The organism is Paraburkholderia sp. MM5477-R1 (genome assembly GCF_050436385.1).
In the GTDB taxonomy this organism is placed as follows: domain Bacteria; phylum Pseudomonadota; class Gammaproteobacteria; order Burkholderiales; family Burkholderiaceae; genus Paraburkholderia; species Paraburkholderia tuberum.
In genome coordinates this window covers 1,371,487-1,390,622 of the sequence record NZ_JBNDMC010000007.1, presented here as the reverse complement: position 1 = coordinate 1,390,622, position 19,136 = coordinate 1,371,487, and the positions used below count along the sequence as shown (strand labels likewise).

General features: G+C 64.3%; 16 protein-coding genes and 2 pseudogenes. 9 read left to right on the top strand and 9 right to left on the bottom strand.

The features are described from left to right. The first annotated feature begins 345 nt into the window (after window positions 1-345). The 3 genes from OKW35_RS35280 to OKW35_RS35270 all read left to right on the top strand — a co-directional run bounded on the left by OKW35_RS35280 (window position 346) and on the right by OKW35_RS35270 (window position 3,017). Window positions 346-1,647, top strand: coding sequence for an Nramp family divalent metal transporter (locus OKW35_RS35280; protein ID WP_429554470.1), 1,302 nt, complete (start codon window positions 346-348; stop codon window positions 1,645-1,647). Between the two features lie 123 nt (window positions 1,648-1,770). After that, window positions 1,771-1,974: a DUF1289 domain-containing protein gene (locus OKW35_RS35275; RefSeq protein WP_090800501.1), complete on the top strand. Its 204-nt coding sequence runs from the start codon at window positions 1,771-1,773 to the stop codon at window positions 1,972-1,974. Between the two features lie 110 nt (window positions 1,975-2,084). Beyond that, window positions 2,085-3,017 (top strand): uracil-DNA glycosylase, encoded by a 933-nt coding sequence (locus tag OKW35_RS35270; protein ID WP_260320944.1) that lies wholly within the window; start codon window positions 2,085-2,087, stop codon window positions 3,015-3,017. Between the two features lie 154 nt (window positions 3,018-3,171). Here OKW35_RS35270 and OKW35_RS35265 read toward each other — a convergent pair whose 3' ends face one another. Both OKW35_RS35265 and OKW35_RS35260 read right to left on the bottom strand, forming a co-directional pair. Further along, complete coding sequence (locus tag OKW35_RS35265) at window positions 3,172-4,764, bottom strand: ABC-F family ATPase (protein WP_090800503.1); 1,593 nt, start codon at window positions 4,762-4,764, stop codon at window positions 3,172-3,174. 93 nt (window positions 4,765-4,857) lie between these two features. Continuing rightward, a pseudogene (locus OKW35_RS35260) lies at window positions 4,858-5,003 on the bottom strand (NAD(P)-dependent oxidoreductase); the annotation flags it as partial. Between the two features lie 449 nt (window positions 5,004-5,452). Between OKW35_RS35260 and OKW35_RS35255 the strand changes: the two are divergent. Further along, window positions 5,453-5,662 (top strand): dodecin, encoded by a 210-nt coding sequence (locus tag OKW35_RS35255; RefSeq protein ID WP_018435559.1) that lies wholly within the window; start codon window positions 5,453-5,455, stop codon window positions 5,660-5,662. A 109-nt stretch (window positions 5,663-5,771) separates the two neighbouring features. Here OKW35_RS35255 and OKW35_RS35250 read toward each other — a convergent pair whose 3' ends face one another. The 4 genes and pseudogenes from OKW35_RS35250 to OKW35_RS35235 form a co-directional block, all read right to left on the bottom strand. Beyond that, window positions 5,772-6,866 carry a BMP family ABC transporter substrate-binding protein gene (locus tag OKW35_RS35250; protein ID WP_429355686.1) on the bottom strand — a complete coding sequence of 365 codons (1,095 nt, stop codon included), beginning with the start codon at window positions 6,864-6,866 and terminating at the stop codon, window positions 5,772-5,774. A gap of 63 nt (window positions 6,867-6,929) precedes the next feature. Next, window positions 6,930-7,859, bottom strand: coding sequence for an ABC transporter permease (locus tag OKW35_RS35245; protein ID WP_090800507.1), 930 nt, complete (start codon window positions 7,857-7,859; stop codon window positions 6,930-6,932). Window positions 7,860-7,898: 39 nt separating this feature from the next. After that, window positions 7,899-9,005 carry an ABC transporter permease gene (locus OKW35_RS35240; RefSeq protein WP_090805345.1) on the bottom strand — a complete coding sequence of 369 codons (1,107 nt, stop codon included), beginning with the start codon at window positions 9,003-9,005 and terminating at the stop codon, window positions 7,899-7,901. A 101-nt stretch (window positions 9,006-9,106) separates the two neighbouring features. Next, window positions 9,107-10,706 (bottom strand): annotated as a pseudogene (locus tag OKW35_RS35235) (ABC transporter ATP-binding protein). A 231-nt stretch (window positions 10,707-10,937) separates the two neighbouring features. Between OKW35_RS35235 and OKW35_RS35230 the strand changes: the two are divergent. Next, window positions 10,938-11,870 carry a LysR substrate-binding domain-containing protein gene (locus OKW35_RS35230; RefSeq protein WP_184056805.1) on the top strand — a complete coding sequence of 311 codons (933 nt, stop codon included), beginning with the start codon at window positions 10,938-10,940 and terminating at the stop codon, window positions 11,868-11,870. A gap of 100 nt (window positions 11,871-11,970) precedes the next feature. On the opposite strand, the gene OKW35_RS35225 is transcribed toward OKW35_RS35230, so the two are convergent. Next, entirely contained in the window at window positions 11,971-13,359 is a 1,389-nt protein-coding gene (locus OKW35_RS35225) for an 8-oxoguanine deaminase (protein WP_429554469.1), read from the bottom strand. 504 nt (window positions 13,360-13,863) lie between these two features. Here OKW35_RS35225 and uraH point away from each other — a divergent pair. From uraH to OKW35_RS35205, 4 genes are all read left to right on the top strand, one after another. Then, window positions 13,864-14,217 carry a hydroxyisourate hydrolase gene (gene uraH / locus OKW35_RS35220; RefSeq protein WP_429554468.1) on the top strand — a complete coding sequence of 118 codons (354 nt, stop codon included), beginning with the start codon at window positions 13,864-13,866 and terminating at the stop codon, window positions 14,215-14,217. A gap of 169 nt (window positions 14,218-14,386) precedes the next feature. Beyond that, the gene (locus tag OKW35_RS35215; protein ID WP_429554467.1) at window positions 14,387-15,580 is read left to right on the top strand and encodes a urate hydroxylase PuuD; all 1,194 of its coding nucleotides are present in this window, start codon (window positions 14,387-14,389) and stop codon (window positions 15,578-15,580) included. Between the two features lie 271 nt (window positions 15,581-15,851). Next, entirely contained in the window at window positions 15,852-16,118 is a 267-nt protein-coding gene (locus OKW35_RS35210; protein WP_184056811.1) for a helix-turn-helix domain-containing protein, read from the top strand. Beyond that, window positions 16,115-17,461 carry a type II toxin-antitoxin system HipA family toxin gene (locus OKW35_RS35205; RefSeq protein WP_429554466.1) on the top strand — a complete coding sequence of 449 codons (1,347 nt, stop codon included), beginning with the start codon at window positions 16,115-16,117 and terminating at the stop codon, window positions 17,459-17,461. The genes OKW35_RS35210 and OKW35_RS35205 overlap by 4 nt, the downstream gene beginning before the upstream one ends. Window positions 17,462-17,556: 95 nt before the next feature. Here the strand turns inward: OKW35_RS35205 and OKW35_RS35200 are convergent, their stop codons facing one another. Continuing rightward, window positions 17,557-18,069 (bottom strand): ureidoglycolate lyase, encoded by a 513-nt coding sequence (locus OKW35_RS35200; protein ID WP_429334747.1) that lies wholly within the window; start codon window positions 18,067-18,069, stop codon window positions 17,557-17,559. After that, window positions 18,066-19,076 (bottom strand): allantoicase, encoded by a 1,011-nt coding sequence (gene alc / locus OKW35_RS35195; protein WP_429405603.1) that lies wholly within the window; start codon window positions 19,074-19,076, stop codon window positions 18,066-18,068. The genes OKW35_RS35200 and alc overlap by 4 nt, the downstream gene beginning before the upstream one ends. Window positions 19,077-19,136: the final 60 nt, after the last annotated feature.

Sequence of the window (19,136 nt, the reverse complement as noted above, 5' to 3'; positions counted from 1 at the left end):
GAAAAATACGCGGTCGTCGGCCGCGCTTTATCCGCGCTGGGCACAGGCTGCGAGGGTTTCATCGCGTCGCTGTTATCTGGTTGTCAGCTCGGCGTTGGCTCGCGCCTGGACGGTACGCCGCTCTGGCGCGCGCGAGTGCCGGACGGTGCTTGCCGGTGTAGAGCCGCGTCGTCGTCCGGCGCGCCTTTCATGCGCCGCGGCGCCGCCACGACGGCTCGAATGCTCCTATCATGATCTTTTGATGCGTATTGCGCGACATCGTCGCGCGATGGCCGGCCAGCCGCTGCGCGCGTGCGATGGGCATGTGACTTGCAACAGGATGCGTTTCCCACAAGCTCTGGCACGATGAACACCAATCCTTTCGCGATGCGTCCCAACCGGCGCCGGCGCCTGCCGGGCGAGCCGACGCGTCCCGCGCACTGGTTCTCGTTCCTCGGCGCCGGCGCGCTGATCGCGGTCGGCTATATCGATCCCGGCAACTGGGCGACCGCGCTCGGCGCCGGCGCGGGCTACGGCTACCGCCTGCTCGGCATCGTGCTGCTGTCGAGCCTGATGGGGATGCTGATGCAGTGGCTGTCGTCGCGCCTCGGCGTCGTGACCGGGCGCGACCTCGCGCAATTGTGCCGCGAGCGCAATGGCCGGCGCGCGACGCTGTTCCTGTGGCTGACCAGCGAGGTCGCGATCATCGCCTGCGATGTCGCCGAGGTGGTCGGCAGCGCGGTCGCGCTGCAACTGCTGCTCGGCGTGTCGCTGACGGTCGGCGTGCTGATGTCGGCGGTCTGCACCTTCGCGCTGCTCGCGCTCCAGCAGAAAGGCCGCCGCAGGCTGGAGGCGGTGATCGCCGCGCTGATCGGCTTCGTCGGCCTGTGCTTCGTCGTGCAGCTCGCGCTCGCGCGACCCGACTGGCACGCGGCGCTGGCCGGCACCGTGCCGAGCCTGGAGCTGATCAGAAGCGCGGGCATGCTGTGGCTCGCGGCCGGCATCGTCGGCGCGACGGTCATGCCGCACAACCTGTATCTGCATTCGGCGCTCGTCAAGCATCACGCGCCCGACAGCAGCGACGCGCAGATCAAGGCCGCGCTGCACGTCGTCAATCTCGATACTTTCGGCTCGCTTGCGTTCGCGTTCGTGATCAACGCGGCGCTGCTGATCGTCGCGGCGGCCGTGTTCTATGCGAGCGGCCATCGCGACGTGACCGATCTGGCCGATGCGCATCGGCTGATCGCGCCGCTCGTCGGCAGCCGCTGGGCCGGCATCCTGTTCGCGACGGCGCTGCTCGCGTGCGGACTCAGCGCGACCGTCACCGGCACGCTGGCCGGTCAGACGGTGATGGAGGGCTTCCTGCGGCTGCGGTTACCGCGCTGGAAACGCGCGCTGCTCACGCGTGCGCTCGCGATCGGGCCGGCCCTGCTCGCGGTGGGCGTGTTCGGCCAGCATGGCTCGAATCAGTTGCTGGTCGCGAGCCAGGTCGTGCTGAGCTTGCAATTGCCGCTCGCGGTCGTGCCGCTGATCCGCTGCGCGTCCGATGCGGCGCTGATGCGCGGCTGGCGCGTGCACGGCGTGCCGCTCGTGCTGTCATGGCTGTCGGCGGCGTTCATCATTGCGCTCAATGGCGCGCTGATGTGGCAACTGGCGACTTCGGCGTGATCGCAGACGCAAAGGTCAGCGCAATTGACATGAAGTTCGCACGACGCTGAGCGGCGCATGCAAGGCGCACGGCGCGCATCGGTTAACATAGCGGGACTTCGCCTCCCCGCCTCAAGGTTTCCGATGACTTCGAATCTCCACGATCTTCCCGACAGCCCGTGCATCGGCGTCTGCTCCACGCTCTTCGACGAGGTCTGTAAAGGCTGCGGCCGCACCGCCACCGAAGTGTCGAACTGGGTGTTTCTGAGCGACGAGGAAAAGCGCGCGATCTGGACTCGGATCGAACGGGAAGGCACGGCGATGCGGTTTCAGAACGACAAGGTGTGAGGGTGTTCGTTGCGCGCTTGAGCGTTGATGCCGGTTGCGGCCATAAAAAATGCCGGGACCTCCCGGCATTTTTTATGGCCCACGTTTTCTGATGCGAGCATCAGAAGCGCATGCCGACGCCGACGATCAGCGGATCAATTGTCGGGCTGCGACCGAGGGTCGCGTTACGCAACGTGCTATACGTTGGACAGAGCCGGCTAGCGGCCATAGACGCTTCAGATCCCGACGCAACTGAACCTGAAAACGCCTCGCAAAACTTCGGCTACATGACCACCGCCAAGGACTTCGTTCAGTGCCTCGCAGAATGGCGCCGCATGGCGAACGTGTTCAATCCATGGTCCGAGACCGATGAGCGCGATCAGCCCGGCATCAACGCGCCGCGGATTCGCCAGCAACAACTTGCGGCCTACCTGCAAGCCCGCCAAAGGAGTGTCGAGATCATCCTGATTGCGGAGGCGCTGAGCTGCCGCGGCGGGCGTTTCACAGGCATCGCGATGACCTCCGAGCGGATTCTGCTTGGCAACGATACGAAGCTCAACAGCTTCGCCACGGGATCGGACCACAGCCCACTACCGGACTACCTCCCTGGCCCGGCAGCCCGCACCAGTTGCCGTGATGCGCTGTCTCGAATGACGGACCGCGACTACGGGGTCTATGAGAGAACCGCCTCGGTCGTCTGGCAGACGATGCTTGCCAATGGATTCGGACCGACTGAGTTTGCGCTATGGAATGCGTTCCCGTTTCATCCGTTCGCGGACGAAGATGCCCAGAGCAATCGCCGCCCAACGAATCACGAGCTACATGCGACGGGCCAGATTCTGGCCGACTTCATCAGCCTGTTCCCTCGAACCGTACGGTTCGTTGCGCTTGGGCGGGAAGCGGAAAGCGCGTTGCTCAGTCACCCGATGCGGCCTCTACACGAACTCGTGCGGCACCCTACGGCGAGAGCGGCGAAGCCTGCAAGCGAGGCGCTTCAAGGAAAGGTTCGCCATATGGCCAAGCTGGATGAGGTGATTCGACGGCTTGCGTCGAGCCGGCATTAGTCCGGTGCTTGTCGCGATCGAATCATTGAGCGGTCTTCACTGTGAACGCATGTTCGCCTGGGGCGCCGGATAGCCACCAAAAGCAAAAAAGGCCCACGCCGGCAAACTGCCAGCGTGGGCCTTTGCGAATAGCTGAAGACCAGCAACCAGGCGCTTATTGCACGCCCTGACTCGTCAGGAAGTCCTCATAGTTGCCGCCGAAGTCGTTCAGCGTGCCATTGGTCTTCACTTCGATGATCCGGTTCGCGAGGCCGCTCACGAACTCGCGGTCGTGCGACACGAAAATCAGCGTGCCGTCGAACTTGTCGAGCGCGATCTGCAGCGACTCGATCGACTCCATATCCATGTGGTTGGTCGGCTCGTCCATCAGCAGCACGTTGTGGCGGCCCAGCATCAGCTTGCCCCAGATCATGCGGCCCTTCTCGCCGCCCGACAGCACCTTGACCGACTTGCGGATGTCGTCCGCATTGAACAGCAGCCGGCCGAGCGTGCCGCGCACCATCTGCTCGTCGTCGCCTTCCTTGCGGTACTGGTCGATCCAGTCCATCAGCGTGACGTCGCCCGGAAACTCTTCGTACGTGTCTTGCGGCATGTAGCCAACGTTGGCGTTTTCCGCCCACTTCACCGTGCCGTGGTCGAGTTGCAGATTGCCGAGCAACGAGCGCAGCAGCGTGGTCTTGCCCGCGCCGTTCTCGCCGATGATCGCGATGCGCTCGCCCGGCTGCACGCTGATGCTGAAGTTATTGAAGATCGAGCGCTCGTATTTCTTGGAGATACTGTCGGCGACCACCGCGATGTTGTGCAGCTTCTTCTCGAACTCGAAGCGGATGAACGGGTTCTGCCGCGACGACGGCTTGAATTCCTCGATCTTGATCTTGTCGATCATCTTCAGACGGCTGGTGGCCTGGCGCGCCTTCGACTTGTTCGCCGAGAAGCGGCGCACGAAGTCCTGCAGATCGGCCACGCGCTCCTTCGCCTTCGCGTTGGCGGCCTGCTGACGCTCGCGCGCCTGCGTGCTGGCGAGCATGTAGTCGTCGTAGTTGCCCGGATAGACCTTCAGCGTGCCGTAGTCCATGTCGGCCATGTGCGTGCAGACCTGGTTCAGGAAGTGCCGGTCGTGCGAGATGATGATCATCGTCGAGTTGTACTGGTTGAGAACATCTTCCAGCCAACGGATCGAGTTGATGTCGAGGTTGTTGGTCGGCTCATCCAGCAGCAGCACGTCCGGCTTCGAGAACAGCGCCTGCGCGAGCAGCACGCGCAGCTTCCAGCCGGGCGCCACGTTGCTCATCGGGCCGTTGTGGTCTTCGATCGCGATGCCGATGCCGAGCAGCAGCTCGCCCGCGCGCGCTTCGGCCGTGTAGCCGTCGTACTCGGCGAACTTCGCTTCGAGCTCGGCCGCGTGCATGTAGTCGTCGTCGGTCGCGTCGGGGTTTGCGTAGATCGCGTCGCGCTCGGTCATCGCGGCCCACATTTCGGCGTGGCCCATCATCACGACGTCGAGCACGCGCACGTCTTCGTACGCGAACTGGTCCTGGCGCAGCTTGCCCAGACGCACGTTCGGCTCGAGCATCACGTTGCCCGAGCTGGGCTCGAGATCCGAACCGAGAATCTTCATGAAGGTGGATTTACCGCAGCCGTTCGCACCGATCAGGCCATAGCGATTCCCTCCCCCAAATTTGACCGAAATGTTCTCGAAGAGGGGCTTCGGCCCGAATTGCATGGTGATATTGGCAGTAGACAGCACAGCGCGTCCCTTTGAATGTGATATCGGCGAAAAACCCAATATTTTAGCAGGTTTAGAGATTTCAACCCGACAGTTGGTCCGGCGCGGCCCGCGTCACCCGTTCGAGCCGCCGCGTGGCGTCTGCAGAATGTCGATGAAGGCCGAAAAATCCGCGTCGGCGAGCCCATCGCGGCACCCTGTCGCAGCAATTGCTGGACCGTCGACGCGACCGGCATCGGCGTGCCGGTCTCGTAGGCGCTCCCCCGCCGCGCCGTCCGTCCCCCGCCCGCCTCGCCGAAATCCGCCACCCGCCGCGCCAGCGCGCGCGTCGCGGCCGGCGCAATGCTCGAATGATCGACGATCCAGCGCATGCGGCGCGGCGCAGCAGGTGCCGGATCATCGGCGCGCCCATCAGGCCGGCGCCGCAAAAACCAGTTTCCACGTTCGAATCTCGTCGGTTATCAGATTGAATGGCTTATGTTGCGTACAGATGATAGCGACCGCGCCCCGCGCTGAAGTCGCGCGATACCGGGCATGCGATGTGCAGTATCGATGGTTCGAGCGGCGACGTCTGGTCCGCCGCGCAGGCGATTGCGCTGGCGAGGACGCATATGTCCGTCGGACTGCGCGAACCGTTGCCTATACTTTTTTCCATGCACGTTTCCGAGCAGCGTTTTACTGACCAGCGGCGCACACCAAGGAGGAACTCATGTCAGAACACGTTTACAAGAAGATCGAACTGACCGGTTCGTCGAAGAAATCGATCGACGACGCGATCACCACCGCGATTGCCAAAGCGTCGGAAACGCTGCGCAATCTGCACTGGTTCGAGGTCACGGAAACGCGCGGCCAGATCGAGAACGGCAAGGTCGCGTACTGGCAGGTAACGTTGAAGGTCGGCCTGCGCATCGAGGACTGAGCGGCGACCGCACGACACGCTTGCCCCTTGCCACGCGCAAGCCGCAAACAGAAAAGCTGCGTCCAGGCGGGGCTGGACGCAGCTTTTTTTCAACAACGGACCGCCCGATTTACTTCGGCAGCGACCCGTCGACACCCTCCACGTACCAGTTCAGGCGCTGCAGTTCCGGATCGGTCAGCGTCTTGCCTTCAGGCACCTTCACCGTGCCCGACTGATCCTTGATCGGGCCCGTGAACACGTCGCGCTTGCCGCTCGCGAGTTCGTCGCGCTTCGCGGCAACCTGCTTCTGCCCATCGGGCGGAATCGCCGACGTGTTCAGGTCCTCGAGGTTGACGGCCTTCTGCGGAATGCCCCACCACACCGGAGCGTTCGTCCACTTGCCGTCGAGCACCTGCTGGATCACCGCGCTGTAGTACACGCCCCAGTGCGCGACCACCGAGCCGAGATGCGCGTCAGGACCGAACTTCTTCATGTCCGAATCCCAGCCGAACGCGTGCACGTGCTTCTCCGACGCGGTCGCGAGCGTCGCGCTCGAATCGGTGTTCTGCAGCAGCACGTCGGCGCCCTGGCCGATCAGCGTTTCGGCGGCCTGCTTTTCCTTGCCCGGATCGAACCAGCTGTTGATCCAGATCACCTTCGTATGCACCTTCGGATTCACCGAGCGCGCGCCGAGCGTGAACGCGTTGATGTTGCGCACCACTTCCGGAATCGGCACCGACGCGACGAAGCCGAGCGTGTTGCTCTTCGTCACGTAGCCTGCGGCGACGCCGGCCAGGTACGCGCCCTGATACATGCGCACGTCGTAGGTGCCGAAGTTCGGCGCCTTCTTGTAGCCGGTCGCGTGCAGGAAGATGGTGTCCGGGAAGTCCTTCGCGACCTTCAACTCGAAGTCCTGGTAGCCAAAGCTCGTGCCGAAGATGATCTTGTTGCCCTTGTTCGCGAGATCGCGGAACACGCGCTCGGAGTCGGCCGATTCGGGCACGTTCTCGACGCGCGTGATCTTGATCCTGTTGCCGAACTTCGCTTCGGCTTCCCGCGAGCCCTGATCGTGCGCGAAGGTCCAGCCAGCATCGCCCGGATTGCCGAGATAGACGAACGCGACGCCCGGAACGTCAGCGGCCTGCGCGGTTTGCGCGAGCGGCGCCGCAAGCGCCAGCGACGCCGCACCCCAAGCGAAAGCGGTCAGCAGATTTCTTCTCTTCATGTTTTCTCCCCTGTCGTGATGAGCGAATAGTTTGAGCGGATCGATAAAGGACCTGTGTCGCCGTCAGCCCGCCGAGAAAAACGGCTTGCCGAGCGACGCGGGTGCATTCAGGCGAATCGTGTTCGGATTGCGCGAGATCAGCGCGAGCACGACGATCGTCGCGACGTACGGCAGCATCGCGAGGAACTGCGTCGGCACCGGCACACCGATCGCCTGCGCATAGAACTGCAGCCCCGTCACCGCGCCGAACAGCAGCGAGCCGATCAGCAGTCGCCCAGGGCGCCACGTCGCGAACACCACGAGCGCGAGCGCGATCCAGCCGCGGCCCGAGGTCAGGTTCTCCTGCCACAGGTGCAGATTGACGATCGAATAGTAGCCGCCCGCGAGCCCCGCCATGCCGCCGCCGAACGCGACCGCCCCATAGCGCACGCCGACCACCGGAAAGCCGACCGAATGCGCGACCTGCGGCGATTCGCCGACCGAGCGCAGCACGAGTCCCGCGCGCGTGCGATAGAGGAACCAGCCGATCGCGGCGAACATCAGGAACGCGAGGTAATCGAGCGGCGTGAGGGTAAACAGCGCGGGGCCGAGCACCGGGATGTTCGACAGCCCGGGGATCGTCCACGTATCGATCGTCGCGCGCACCGCCGCCGACGTGTACGGCTTGCCGACGTACGCGGACAGCCCGATGCCGAAGATCGTCAGCGACAGGCCGGTCGCGACCTGGTTGGCGAGCATCGTCAGCGTGAGGAACGCGAACAGCAGCGACATCGCGAGACCGGCGCCGATCGCGGCGAGCACGCCGAGCCACGGGCTGCCGGTGATCGACGTGACCGCGTAGCCGCTGACGGCGCCCATCAGCATCATCCCTTCCACGCCAAGATTGAGTACGCCCGATTTTTCGGCGACGAGTTCGCCGGCGCCCGCGAACATCAACGGGATCGACGCGGTGATCGCGCTCGACGTGAGCGCGCTGGCTTGCTGGATATCCATATCGAGTCTGAAAGCGGATTGGCGAGCTGATTGGCAAACTTAACGAGCCACTGCTGCGGCCGAGCGGCGCCGCACGCGGTAGTTCACGAACAGGTCGGCGCCGAGCAGGCAGAACAGCAGCAGCCCCTGGAACACGCCCGAGAGCGCCTGCGGCAATTGCATCGAGGTCTGCACCGCTTCGCCGCCGAGATACAGCAACGCCATCAGCAGACTGGCGAGCACGATGCCGAGCGGATGCAGCCTGCCGACGAACACGACGATGATCGCGGTGAAGCCGTAGCCCGGCGACCACGTCGCCTGCAACTGGCCGATCGGACCGGCGATTTCGCCCATACCGGCGAGGCCCGCGAGGCCGCCGCTAATCAGCAGCGACGTCCAGATCGTCTTCTTGTCGGAGAAACCGGCGTAGCGCGCGGCGAGCGGCGCAAGTCCGCCAACGTTCATCCGGTAGCCCGCGAAGCTCTTGCGCATGAACAGCCAGACGAGCGGAATCGCGATCAGCGTGAGGAACACGGACGCGTTCAGGCGCGTGCCACGCAGAAATTTCCAGTGCCAGTCGCCATACAGCGTCGGAAACAGCGCGTCGCCGCTGAACATCTCCGACAGCGGGAAGTTCATGCCCTGCGGATCGCGCCACGGGCCGCTCACGAGATAGATCAGCAGTTGCGTCGCGACGTACGTGAGCATCAGGCTCACGAGAATCTCGTTGGTATTGAAGCGGCTCTTCAGAAACGCGGGAATCGCGGCCCACGCCATGCCGCCGAGGATGCCGGCCGCCATCATGGTCGGCAGGATCCACCAGCCGCTCGCCTGATCGAAATAGATCGCGACGCCGCTCGCCGCGATGCCGCCGAGCAGCATCTGCCCTTCGGCGCCGATGTTCCACACGTTCGCGCGATAGCCGATCGCGAGACCGAGGCCGATCAGGCACAGCGGCGACGCCTTCAGCAGCAGCTCCGACCAGCCGTTGATGCTCGACAGCGGCTCGATGAAAAACCCGTGCATCGCCTGCAACGGGTCGCGGCCGACGAGGCCGAAGATCAGGAAGCCGATCGCGAGCGTCAGCAACGCGGCGATCAGCGGCACGGCGAGCTGCATCGTGCGCGACGGCGACGTGCGGGCTTCGAGTCGATAGGGAAGCATCATGGGTAGCGTGTATTTGTTCGGGTTCTGTTCTTCAGGGTCCGCATTCGCGTGCGTGGTTAGCGTGTTAGCGTGTTGGCGTGGCCGGCGGGCAACGCCTCGCCTCATGCATGCGCCGGTTGATCCGCCGCGGGCGCCGCGCCCTCGCGGTCGCCGAACAGCCCCGCCATCCAGCGGCCGATTTCCTCGGCGTTGGTCGCACCGGTCGCGCGCACCGGCGAAAGCCGCCCACCCGCGAGCACCGCGATGCGATCGCAGATATCGAACAGCTCTTCCAGTTCCTCCGAGATCACCAGAATCGCAACGCCGCGCGCTGACAGATCGAGCAGTTGCTGACGGATGAACGCCGACGCGCCGACATCGACGCCCCACGTCGGCTGCGCGACCACGAGCACCTTCGGCGCCTGCAAAATCTCGCGGCCCATGATGTATTTCTGCAGATTGCCGCCCGACAGACTTTGCGCGAGCGCGTCGGGGCCGCCGCAGCGCACGTCGAACGCGTCGATGCAGCGCTTCGCGAATGCGCGCATCACAGCCGTTTTGATCCAGCCCGAGTTGACCATGCTCTGCCGATGCGCGGTGAGCAGCGCGTTGTCGGCAAGGCTCATCGCCGGCACCGCGCCGCGGCCGAGCCGCTCTTCGGGCACGAAGCCGAAGCCGAGCGCGCGCCGAGCGCCCGCGCCGAGGCGCGCGGCCGGTTTGCCGCAGATCGTGATCGCGTCGGCCGGCAGGCTGCGTTTTTCAGCGCGCTTCTCGCCGGACAACGCCGCGAGCAGTTCCGCCTGCCCGTTGCCCGACACACCGGCAATGCCGAAGATCTCGCCCGCATGCACGCTGAACGACACGTCGCGCAACGAGGTGCCGAACGGATCGTCGCTCGCGACCGACAACTGCCTGACGTCGAGCAGCACCGCGCCCGGCTTGTGCTCGCGCCGCGTGTAGTCCGGCAGCGAGTGGCCGACCATCAACTGCGCGAGCGATGCATGCGTCTCGTTCTTCGGCGTCACATGGCCGGTCACGCGACCGCCGCGCATCACCGTCGCGGTGTCGCACAACTCCTGGATTTCGTCGAGCTTGTGACTGATGTAGAGGATGCTGCGGCCCTCGGCCGCGAGCCGGCGCAGGGTCGTGAAGAGCTTGCGGACCGCCTGCGGCGTCAGCACCGAGGTCGGTTCGTCCATGATCAACAGACGCGGATTCTGCAGCAGGCAGCGCACGATTTCGACACGCTGCCGCTCGCCGACGGTGAGGCTGTGGACATGCCGCTGCGGATCGATGTCGAGCCCGTAGTCGGCCGACACCTCGCGAATGCGTTTGGCCAACGTCTTCAGATCGAACGGTTCGTCGAGCGCGAGCGCGATGTTTTCGCCGACCGTCAGCGTCTCGAACAGCGAGAAGTGCTGGAACACCATGCCGACGCCGAGCTTGCGGGCGGCCGCCGGACTCGCGATGTCGACCGTCTCGCCTTCCCAACGGATCTCGCCGGCGTCGGGTCGCACGGCGCCGTAGATGATCTTCATCAGCGTGCTCTTGCCCGCGCCGTTCTCGCCGAGCACCGCGTGGATTTCGCCGGGCGCGACGACGAGCGTGACGTCGTCGTTGGGCGCGCACGGCCGGGTACTGCTTCGTGATGCCCGTCAGCGCGAGCCGAGGCACCGCCTGGCCGGTGAGTTGCGCGCCGTCGCTAAGTGGAGTGTCGCTCATGAGATTCCGTAGTGCGTTCGTGACGCTGCTTGCCGCCGGCGGGCGATCCGTCACCACAACCGGATGACAATACCTAATTCGCCCCACTCAGTCGAGTTGACAAAATTCCCGCAAACCCCCGCCGCTACAAGCTCTGCGGGTATATCGCCCTTGACGCCGTTTTTCGTCCATATTAAAACGCATATACCCCCACGTTCGTTCGATCAGCCTGCACATATATTCGGAGAATCCATGAGCCAGCAACGCGAGGCGATCGACACGTACCTGCTGCGCGTGTTGCACACGCTACTGATGGAGCGCAGCGTCACCCGCGCCGCCGTCAAACTGAACCAGTCCCAACCCGCCATCAGCGCGGCGCTGCGCCGTCTGCGCGACATCACCGGCGACCCGCTGCTGGTGCGCGGCAAGTCCGGCATGGTGCCGACCGAGTACGGTCTGCGCCTGCTCGAACCGGTGCAGAACGCGCTGCGCGAAATCGAGCGCATCAAGTTCCAGCAGCACAACTTCGATCCGGCCACGTCGATCCGCTGCTACCGGATCGGCTGTCCCGACTACCTGAACGTGCTGTTCGTGCCGACGGTCGTCGAACGTTTCCGCAAGGCCGCACCGAACGCGACGCTCGAATTCCATTCGCTCGGCCCCGCGTTCGACTACGAACTCGCGCTCGAGGACGGCAAGCTCGACATCGTGGTCGGCAACTGGCCGGAGCCGCCCGAGCAGTTGCATCTGTCGAACCTGTTCGTCGATCAGATCGTGTGCCTGATGAGCAACACGCATCCGTTCGCCAAACGCGGCGGGCTCACGCTCGACCAGTACCTGAACGCGCCACATCTCGCGCCGACGCCGTATTCGGTCGGCCAGCGCGGCGCGATCGACGTGCACCTCGCGCGCGAGCGGCTCAAGCGCCATGTGGTCGTCACGCTGCCCTACTTCAATCTCGCGCCGTACGTGCTGATCAAATCCGATCTGATCTTCACGACGACGCGCCTCTTTGCCGACTACTACGCGAACTTTCTGCCGCTGACCGTGATGCCCGCGCCGCTCGACTTTCCGCCGATGCAGTACTACCAGCTGTGGCACGAGCGCGTGCATTATTCCGATGAAGTGCGCTGGCTGCGCGGCGTGGTTGGCGAGGCGACCCGGACGTTGATCGACAAGTCCTGACGCCGCATGCGGCGCCGTTCGCACTGGCGCCGCCGCTCACGGATCAGCGACTCGCGGCTTGCGCGCGGCGCGGCGCGAGTGCCGCCCCTTCCGCTTGAGCTCAAGCGGCCGCCTCGTAAAGCTGCCGCGCGAGCGCGTTATGCCGCTCGATCACCGGCCCGAGTTCGAGCGTCGCCAACTTCCCATTCTTCACCACCACCTTGCCGTCGATCACGCTATGGCTGACCTGCGACGGCGCGCAGAATACCAGAGCCGCCACCGGATCGTGCAGCGCGCCGGCAAAATGCGGCTCACGCAGATCGAACGCGACGAAATCCGCGGCCATGCCGGGCGCGAGCGCGCCGATGTCGTCGCGATTGAGCACGCGCGCACCACCCAGGGTCGCGATTTCGAGCGCCTCGCGCGCGGTCATCGCATCGGGCCCAAAACCGACGCGCTGCAGCAACAGCGCCTGGCGCACTTCGGCGACCATCTGCGCACCGTCGTTCGACGCCGAGCCGTCGACGCCGAGCCCGACCGGCACGCCCGCGAGCCGCATGCGCTTGACCGGCGCGATGCCCGACGCGAGCCGCATGTTCGAGCACGGACAGTGCGCGACGCCGGTGCCGGTGCGCGCGAACAGCGCGATGCCCGCGTCGTCGAGTTGCACGCAGTGCGCATGCCATACGTCATGGCCGACCCAGCCGAGATCGTGCGCATACTCGGCCGGCGTCATGCCGAACTTCTCGCGGCTGTACGCGACGTCGTTGAGGTTCTCCGCCAGATGCGTATGCAGCGACACGCCATACTGGCGCGCGAGCGCCGCCGATTCGCGCATCAGGTCGCGGCTCACCGAAAACGGCGAGCACGGCGCCACGACGACGCGCAGCATGGAGTAGCGCCCATCGTCGTGATACGTCTCGATCAGACGCTGCGTGTCCTTCATGATGTCCGCTTCGCGCTCGACCACCGAATCGGGCGGCAGGCCGCCGTCCTTGCGTCCCACGCTCATGCTGCCGCGCGCCGCATGAAAGCGCATGCCGATTCGGCGCGCGGCCGCGATGCTGTCGTCGAGACGGCTGCCGTTCGGATAGATGTACAAATGGTCGCTCGACGTCGTGCAGCCCGACAGCAGCAGCTCGGCCATCGCGGTCAGCGTCGATACTTCGATCATGTCAGGCGTGAGGTTCGCCCACACCTTGTACAGGTTCGTGAGCCAGCCGAACAACTCGGCGTTCTGCGCGGCGGGAATCGCGCGCGTGAGGCTCTGGTACATGTGGTGATGCGTGTTGACGAGGCCCGGAATCACGAGATGGCCGTGCAGGTCAAGTACCTCGTCGGCCGATTGCGGCAGTTGCGCGGTCGGTCCGACCGCGACGATCCGGTTGTCCTCGATATACAGCCCGGCGTCGCGCAGTTCGCGCCGCTCGTCATCCATCGTGACCAGCACGTCCGCGTGCTTCACGAGCATCGTTTTACCGGGTTGTTTCAGTGCTTCATTCATCGTCATTCGTCTGTCCGCCTGATTGCCTGCATGCAAAGCCGTTCGAACGCGATGCGGCGGCACGCCACCGTGCCGTCGCGTTCCGTTGAACGCCATTGGCCCGGTTACCCAGCGTGAGTCGCCGTCTTCGGGGTTGTCCGTGCCAAAGGCCTGCCTTTGCACGGGTGTGTCGCGACGCACAGCGCTTACCTTCGGTAGCCAAAATCCCGCTGACAACCCGCGCGGTTGCGATACCCAACTTCACACCGCCAATATAGTGGTGCATTTTTGGCGCCGGTACGATCGGCCGATGAGCCGGCGCGGCTTTCGTCTGGCTGTCCATCATGCGCGAACTATTATCTTTCCTATCGCTCGCGCTCGGGACAGAGCATCCTTTCTACAATGGCTGCCACGGCGCTCGCTTCGATTCGCCGACGGGTATGTAGCCACTGACGTGGAGCCTCGATCCGCCGCAAACGTAATGGATCGGGCCGCCGCCGACACCTCGCATTCACACAAGGACAATTGCGAATGGGCAAGCTCACTACCCACGTGCTCGACACCGCGAACGGCCGTCCCGGCGCAGGCATCAAGGTCGAACTCTTCGCGCTCGCGGGCGACACGCGCCGCGCGCTCAAAACCACTGTCACCAATCACGACGGCCGCTGCGACGAGCCGCTGCTCGAAGGCGACGCGCTCGTCGCGGGCGAGTACGAACTCGTGTTCAGCGCGGGCGACTACTTCGCGTCGCTCGGCACGAAGGTGCCGGAACCACGCTTCGTCGATCGCGTCGTGCTGCGCTTCGGCGTCGCCGATGCCGACGCGCACTATCACGTGCCGCTGCTGGTGTCGCCGTTTTCGTACAGCACGTATCGGGGCAGCTAGCCCTGCTGGATGCGAGCCGCGTCCGAACCGGCACGAATAGACCTGGACAGGCACAACGCCCCGCGATACCCATAACAACCCGCGCTGCGTCTTCTATCCGCAGTCGGCGCGATGACCGACGACGTCGAACGTCATCGCGCGCGCAACGAATCAGAAGTGGAGGAGTTTCATGGAAGGCTTTATCACCGACTGGTTGAACCTCGCGATTCGCTGGTTCCACGTCGTCGCCGCCATTGCATGGATCGGCGAATCGTTCTATTTCGTCGCGCTCGACAACAGCCTGAAGCCGCCGACCGATCCGAACCAGCGCCGTCGCGGCGTGTTCGGCGAACTGTGGCACGTGCACGGCGGCGGCTTCTACAACATGCAGAAGTACACGGTCGCGCCGCCCGAAATGCCCGAAGACCTGCACTGGTCGAAATGGCCGTCGTACACGACGTGGCTGTCGGGCTTCGGTCTCTTTACCGTGCTGTATCTGTTCTCGCCGAGCACCTACCTGATCGACAGGAACGTGCTCGACATGGGGCCGGTGGTCGCCGTCGCCTCGGCGATCGGCTTCCTCGCGGCCGGCTGGATCGTCTACGACTCGCTGTGCCGCATTCTCGGCACACGCGACAAACTTCTCGGCATCTGCGTCGGCGTTTATGTGCTGATCGCGGCGTATCTCGCCTGCCATATCTTCGCGGGCCGCGCAGCGTATCTGATCATGGGCGCGATGCTCGCGACGATCATGTCGGCCAACGTGTTCTTCGTGATCATTCCGGGCCAGCGCAAGATGGTCGACGCGATGCTGAAGGGCGACACGCCGAACCCGATCTACGGTAAGCGCGGCAAGCAGCGCTCGGTGCACAACACGTATTTCACGCTGCCGGTCGTGTTCGCGATGCTGTCGAACCACTACGCGATGACCTACACGCATCCGTACAACTGGGCGGTGCTCGTCGTCATCATGCTGGCCGGCGCGCTGATCCGTCAGTTCTTCGTGATGCGCCATCGCGGCCAGGTGTTGTGGTATCTGCCGATCGTCGGCGTCGCGCTGATGTGCACGGCGCTCGTGTGGACCATGCCGCGTCCGGTGGTGCCGCAGGCGCAGGCCGCCAACGCGCCGACGCTGAAGGTCGCCGACATCGCGCCGGTGCTGCAGCAGCGCTGCGTGGCCTGCCACTCCGCGCATCCGACGATGATGGGCAGCGCGCCCGCCGGCGTGCTGATGGATACGCCCGACGAAATTTCGCAGAACGCGCAGCGCATTTACCAGCAGGCGGTCACGTTGAAGGCGATGCCGCTCGGCAACGTCACGCATATGACCGACGACGAGCGGATGAAGATCGCCGCGTGGTTCGAAGGCGGCGCGGCGAAGTAAGGACCTCTGTCCGGATCACGGAGCCGGTGCCGAGGCAGAGGCTGGAGTGCGAAGCGGGCTTGTCGCGAGAGCGGCAAGCCCGTTGTTGTTTGGGGAAGGTGACGTGCGCGGTGAGCGAGATCGATAATCGGAATTTGTCGCCCTTGGGCCACAAAAATCGCCAAAGATACATAAAATGTAGCCTTGGAGACACAAATACGAATAACCTTGTTGTGTCTCTTGGGCTACAATAAATGCCAAATACGCTGAATTTGACGCCCTGAGGCTACAAATGACCAACCTCGCCGATGTCTCGGACATGCTGAAAGCCGTGCGACGCGACAGCAAACTATCGCAGGAAGAACTTGGGCGCCGCGCGGGCGTGGCCCGCACGACCGTCGCGCGGATGGAAACGCTCGCCAGGAACGATATGAGCGTGTCCGTGCTCGTGCGCCTGCTCGAGGCTGCCGGTTACGACCTCAAGTTCGTCGCGCATGGACATGGCCGCACGCTGGAAGACATCCTCGCTGAACAGCGCAACCCGGACGCGCAGCCATGAAGCTCGACGTTCAGGTGCTAGGCAAGAACGTTGCCACGCTGTTTCGCGAGCGCGACGACTATGTCCTCAAATATCACGGCGATGCGAGCGCGGCCGACTTCGTCAGCCTGACGATGCCCGTGCGCGAAGAGCCTTGGCGCTGGCCACGCGACCTGCATCCGTTTTTCCGGCAGAACCTGCCCGAAGGCTATCTGCTGAATCTGATCCGCGAGCAATTCGGGCCCTTGCTCGACGGAACCGACCTGTCACTGCTCGCCGTCGTGGGCTCGATGGGGATCGGCCGGGTCACCGTGACGCCCGAAGGCGTGGCGCCGGGCACCGAACTCCAGGCGCTCGACGTCCAGCACATCCTGCACGGCGACAACACCGCCGACCATTTCGCGCAACTCGTACGTGAATACGCGCGAGCGGCCATTTCGGGCGTCGTGCCGAAGTTCATCGCGCCGCAGGCGCAGTCTGCCGCATCGACACCGTTGCAGCTCGGTAAGCCGACGATTCGAACGAGCCGTCACATCGTCAAAGGTTCGGACGACAACACGCCCTTTCTCGGTTTCAACGAGTTCCATTCGATGCGGGTGCTGGAGCGGCTGGGGGTGGCGCACGTTGCGCGCACGCGGATGTCGGACGATGGCAGGGCGCTCGTCGTCGAGCGCTTCGATGTCGACGCGCAGGGACTGCCGGCGTATGGCGTCGAAGACTTGTGCGGTCTGCTCGGCTTGCCACCGCACGAAAAATACAATTCGACGAGCGAGAAAATGCTCAACGCGGCAAGAGCGTATCTGCTCGATCGCGACACCATGCGGATGCAACTCCAGCAGCTCGGCTGGCATTTGCTGACGAACTACGTCGTGCGCAATGCGGACTGCCACACCAAGAACGTCGCACTGTTCTATACCTCGGTCGACGATGTCGCGTTCACGCCCGTCTACGATGTCGTGACGACCCAGGCTTATCCGCGCTTCGCAGCCAATCCGCCCGGGCTGCCTGTCGACGGCCGCAAAACCTGGGCAGCGGGTAAAACGCTGGAACGATTTTTCAATACGCGCATGGGCATCGCCCCGCGGCAATATGCGCAGATGGTTGAAGCGCTGTGCGACTCCGCTGTCGACGTCGGCCACGAGTTGATCGAAGCAGCGCGCAACGAACCGCAGTGGCGTGCGGTCGCCAAGCAGATGCTGTATGCATGGGACGACGGCATGACATCGCTGCGCTCGCCGAAGAAAAGCCTGCAATTCAGGGGGCTCAAGCCGGCCATCGAAGCAGCGGGATTTTCGGCGCCGGAGCCGCCCGAACGGTCAAGGGAAGTCATTGGGCATTCGCCGCTGCTTGGCAGGCGCAAGTGATCGCCATCCATGCAAAAAAGCCCACGACGTAACGCACATCGCGGGCCTGTTCTTCGAACCACAACGCTGCCGGCGACCCGGCAGCTGCATCGCCATCAAACCGCCACCGCGCTCAGCGCATCTTCCGTGAGCCACAGCGACTCCGCCAGATCCTGCTCGTTCAGATTGAGCCCCTCGCCGCCACGATCGACGACGATAAAGTCGCTCGTCTCGCCCAATGCGATCAGCGGATGGTGCCACACGCCTTTCGCGTAGTTGACGCCCTGCCAGCCAGTGGTGACGAACGCGCGGATCTTCTTCGTGTCGAGTTCGCCCGCGGGCGCGACGACGACCAGATACGGCTTGTCGTTGAGCGGCACGAACGCCTGGCTGCCAAGCGGATGACGCTCGAGCATCTTCACTTCGAACGGCAGCGTGCGCGGCTGGCCACGAAACAGATTGACGAGCGTGCGGCCGTGCTCGTCGGCCACGTCGACTTTCGCGAGGTCGTGATAGCGGATCGTCGTGCCGAGGTTGATCGGAATCTGCTTCGCGCCTTCGAGTTCGATCACGTCGCCGAATGCGGCGAACGCCGCTTTCGTCAGCGCTTCGATGGCGAGCGTTTTCATTCGAGCGTACCCCACAGACGCAGACGCGACACGCCACCGTCCGGATAGATGTTGAAGCGCACATGCGTAACGGGCCCGAGCGCCGCGATCTCGCTCTCGAAGAAATGCTGCTCGTCCATCTGCAGTTTCTGTTCGCCGAGCAGCACCGGCCAGAACATCGCCTGCGTGACGAGCGAGCTGTCGGTCCCGCCCTTCACGTACGCGGCCTGGATCGAACAGCGATCCGGATAATTGCCCTTGAAGTGCGCGGTGTCGACTTCGATCTTGCGGATCACGCCCGGCTGCGCGAGCGCGATGATCGCCCAGTCGTTGCCCGGCTCGCGACGACGACGCGTTTCCCAGCCGTCGCCCATATTCACGCCGCGCCCCGGCATCAGCAGCGTCGAGGCCGCGCCGAAGTGCTGGTTGTTCGCGCCGACCAGATACGCGCCGTTTTCCATCGCCGCGAGATCGAACTGCTCGGTGCGGCTCGCGCCGGCCCAGTCGACCTGCGGCTGACCGTAAACACGCAGACGCGCGATGCCGCCGTCCGGATAGATGTTCACGCGCAGATGCGTGTACGCGCTCGCGTCGCCGACTTCGAGGTAGTGGTGGCTATTGCCCTGCAAGGTGGTCGACGGCACGATCTCGGTCCATTGCGTCGCCTGATTCGGCTCGCCATCCGCAACGCGCGCCGCTTCCACCGACGCCGCCGGCGGGAAGTTGCCGGTGAAGTGGCTCGTGTCGAGGTCGAGTCCCTTGATCACGCCGGGCCGCGCGAGCTTGACGATGCACCAGTCGTAGCCGGTCGTGCGCTTGCGACGCGTTTCCCAGCCGTCCATCCACTTGCCGTTGTCGTCGTACTTGCCCGGAATGAAGACGGCCGGTTCCGGATTCAGCATGCGGTCCTTCGGCGCGAAGAATTCGTCGCTGGCCTCGAGCGCCTGCGCGCCCAGACGCGGGTCCGCCAGGTTCACGTAACGGCGCGTGAATTCCGGTGCGTTGGGGTCGAGAATCGGAAGTGCCATCTTTGTCGTCCTTGAGATCGATTGGTGCGGGAAAAACGTTACGGCTCGCTGCGTGACGCA